Here is a 4,024-nt window from a genome sequence, read left to right as displayed (position 1 = left end):
TTAGCTGTAGGTGATCAACATTTCCAGGAAAAGTGTTATCGTAAATTAAAAGAATTAAAAGATTCAGATAAGACAATAGTGATTGTTACACACAGTTTGGATGTTGTAAAAGACTTATGTGATCGTGCAGTATGGATTTATAAAGGAGAACTTAAATTGGATGGGGATCCTATTTATGTTATTGATGAGTATTTAAAACAAGTGGCTATTGATCATAAAGAAGAAAAGAAAAAGGCAATTGCGGAAGGGAAACATTTATTTAAAGGTGCTGTGTTTGTGGATACGCCAAAAGATTTTGCAACTATTAAGAAATCAGATGGAACTTTATCTTTAAGGGGTTGGCAAATATCAGATCATGAAGATGCGATACTAAAGATTTTTATAAACGGTGTTGAAGTCGATGGTATAACTAGATATAATCGCCAAGATGTTTTTGAGGCATATCAAGAAGCATATGCTGGAGACATGGATCCAGATACAATTGGATGGGTAGTTAAAGTTAAATTAAATGATTTAGAATTAGGTGTTCATAAAGTGGATGTACAATGTTTAGAACCTAACGGAAAAATTTTAGCTGATAAAAGTATACAGTTTACTTTAGAGTAGGTGGTGAAAAGATGCATATATTTAAAGATATTTATGATTATCGTGAACTATTAAAGACGAATGTAAAAAAAGATATTCGTGGAAAATATAAAGGATCTTTTCTAGGTATTCTTTGGTCATTCATTAACCCACTTTTACAGGTTGTAGTATATTGGATTGTATTTCCTTATTTAATGCGTGGGGCTGGTGGAGACAACTATCTGGTTTATCTAATTACGGGTTTAATTCCTTGGACTTTCTTTTTAACGACAGTGAGTGCAGGAACGACTTCAATTAAGGCAAATGCAGGAATTATAAAAAAAGTGTATTTTCCTAGAGAAATCTTGTTAATTTCTCAAGTGCTTAGTGGTTTAGTCAACTTCTTTATTTCTTGTATTATTATATTTATTTTCTGTTTTGCATTTGGTTTTGGCATTTCAATTCAAGTTTTATTATTACCGGTTGTAGCGTTTATTCAATCGGTTCTAATTCTTGGTATCATATTGTTGTTAAGTGCTTTAAATGCATATATTCAAGATTTAGAATATATTGTTTCATTCTTATTGACAATGGGAATGTATGCAACACCTGTAATTTATGATCTTTCATTACTTGATGGTGCAGGCATATTAGGAAAGATTATACGTATGAATCCATTAACAATTTTGGTCACATCATATCGTGATATTTTTATGTATCATGTGTGGCCATCAATGAAACAATTAGGAGCAGTAGCTATTCTTGCGGTTGTAATCTTAATTGTTGGTTATATGGTGTTTAAGAAGCTTGAAAAGGGATTCGCAGAGGAATTATAGTGATTAAGGGTATTTCAGGTTTTGAAATCCCTTTTTTGTTGTTAAAGCAAATTTATGGTAGAATGTAAACGCTAATTGGAGGCATTATGGGAAATTATTTTAAATATAAAATTGATAAGGTTAAATATAAGCATATAAAGCAGCATAATTATTTTGAAGTTTCTGGATGGTGTGGAAGTCAAAATGATGATTCACCGATATCTTATGAGGTAAAAGTTAATGACAAATCAGTTTTCTTTGAGTGCGATTTAATTTATAGAACAGACATATTGAGAGAATTGAAGAAAAAAAATAAAAAATTAAGCTTAGGCTTTTATATTCGTGTAGATTGCTTAGAAGAGAATGTTGAAAGCTTTAAATTATATGCAAAATCAAATGGGCATGAAGAAAAGTTAATTTCACTATTGAGTGATGATATTAAAGAAATTGAAGATAATCATTTTATTGAATTTAATATTGATTCAGTAACATATGAAAAAGAAATTTCAACGATAACTTCTTCAGGATGGTCATATTCAATTGATGGCAAGCCTATTGAAATTAGTGTTTTAGATAAAGATAAAAATTTGGTTGAATCTTCTTATCGTTTTGAACCTAGAACAGATTTGTTGAATAAACATTTAATTCAAGAAGGACAAGTAAATAGTGGATATCGTATTTCTTTTAAATGTAATAACGGTGAAAACTATTTTATCCAATTTAAAACAGATAATGATACAGTTGTAAAACCTTTGCAACAAACAAATGTTACAAGTTCTAGCCGACTTGGCCGATATATTCGACATATGAATATGAGAAATTTGAAAAAGGGCGTTATATATTTAAAGAACAACGGTGTAAAAAAGTTAGCACGCCGTTTGCGCTATGGCTCTTATGTATCTGAATCGGATTATGAATCTTGGTTATTTGCACAAAGGGTCAATGAAAAGACATTACAAATACAACGAAAGACAAAATTTGCGTATTGTCCTAAAATCAGTATTCTTGTAGCTACTTTTAATACAAAAGAAGAGTATTTAAAAGAAATGATTGATACGGTTGTGAATCAGAGTTATTCAAATTGGGAATTGTGTATTGCGGATGGAAGTACAAATGATTTTGTAGAGAAGTATGTACAAGAACATTATTCTGGTTATGGAGATAAGATTAAATATAAAAAACTAGATCAGAACTATGGTATTTCTGGTAATACAAACAAGGCTTTTGAAATGGCAACAGGAGACTATAATACAGTTTATGATCATGATGATACTTTGGAATTAGATTGTTTCTATGAAATAGTAAAAGCACTACAGGAATATCGTTATGATGTACTATATACGGATGAAGATAAGTTTGATGATAGTACAAAAATGTATAATGATCCAAACTTAAAACCAGATTTTAGTGAGGATTTATTGCGTTCTCATAACTATATTACACACTTGTTTATTGTAAATAAGAAATTAGTAGATGAGGTGGGGTATTATAATACAGAGTTTGATGGTAGTCAGGATTATGACTATATCTTTAGATGTGTAGAAAAGGCAAATGCCGTATATCACATTCCTCGTATCTTATATCACTGGAGAATGCATCCAGAATCTACAGCCCAAAATCCTAAGAGTAAAACGTATTGCTATGATGCAGGAAAACGTGCAATTGAAGCTCATTATAAAAGAATTGGTGTTGAGGCAACTGTTGAAATGATGCCCGAACCAATGTATGGTATGTATCATACGACTTATAGTACAAAGGATAATCCTTTAGTTTCGATTTTAATTCCAAACTACAATCACAAACCTATTTTAAAGACTTGTATTGACTCTTTATATAATGTGAATACATATAAAAACTTTGAGATAGTGATTGTAGAAAATAATAGTACAGAAAAAGAAATATTTGACTATTATAAGGAATTACAATCTGAACATGACAATATTCAGGTAGTGACTTATAAAGGTGAATTTAACTATTCAAGAATTAATAATTTTGGAATGAAATATACCAATGGAGATTATGTATTATTACTAAATAATGATACAGAAATGATCTCGCCAACTGCATTATCCGAAATGGTTGGATGTATTCTTCGCCCTGAAGTTGGTGCTGTTGGTGCTAAATTATTATATGAAGATGATACCGTACAACATGCTGGTGTAGTCATTGGATTTAGTGGATATGCTGGACATGTAAATCATGGAATCAATAAAGATGATTATGGATACATGGTACGTGCTAGAATCAATTGTAACTATAGTGCTGTAACTGCTGCTTGTATGATGGTTAAAAAATCTGTATTTAATCAAGTTGGTGGATTTGATGAACAATTTGTCGTGGCATGTAATGATGTCGACTTATGTTTAAAAATCTGTAAGGAAAAATATTTGATTGTATATAATGCCTTTGCGTTATGGCACCATTATGAATCTAAATCAAGAGGTTATGATGATGCAAGTCAAGAAAAAAATTGGCGTTTTAACAAAGAAGTAGAAAAATTCCAAACCAAATGGAAAGATATTCTACAAAAAGGCGATCCTTACTATAACAAAAATTGGAATATCCAATTAGGAGCATTTAGATTATTTTAGTTTATGAATTACTATAAGACTGGTCAATTCGCAAAACTAGCGAATGTGAGTGAA

At 30.6% G+C, this 4,024-nt stretch carries 2 protein-coding genes and 1 pseudogene; all 3 read left to right on the top strand.

The window, feature by feature from the left end; genetic code table 11:
* Window positions 1-606, top strand: a pseudogene (locus Q0F58_RS17715) (hypothetical protein); the annotation flags it as partial.
* 11 nt (window positions 607-617) lie between these two features.
* Complete coding sequence (locus Q0F58_RS17710; protein WP_294379183.1) at window positions 618-1,400, top strand: ABC transporter permease; 783 nt, start codon at window positions 618-620, stop codon at window positions 1,398-1,400.
* Window positions 1,401-1,486: 86 nt separating this feature from the next.
* Window positions 1,487-3,970 (top strand): glycosyltransferase family 2 protein, encoded by a 2,484-nt coding sequence (locus tag Q0F58_RS17705; RefSeq protein WP_294379182.1) that lies wholly within the window; start codon window positions 1,487-1,489, stop codon window positions 3,968-3,970.
* Window positions 3,971-4,024: the final 54 nt, after the last annotated feature.

Source organism: uncultured Clostridium sp., assembly GCF_934754915.1.
Lineage (GTDB): Bacteria > Bacillota > Clostridia > Clostridiales > Clostridiaceae > Clostridium.
This window is presented reverse-complemented; position numbering and strand designations above follow the sequence as displayed.

Coding starts and splice junctions, on each gene's coding strand:
- Q0F58_RS17710 (WP_294379183.1), top strand. CDS start 618: ATGCATATATTTAAAGATATTTATGATTATCGTGAACTATTAAAGACG.
- Q0F58_RS17705 (WP_294379182.1), top strand. CDS start 1,487: ATGGGAAATTATTTTAAATATAAAATTGATAAGGTTAAATATAAGCAT.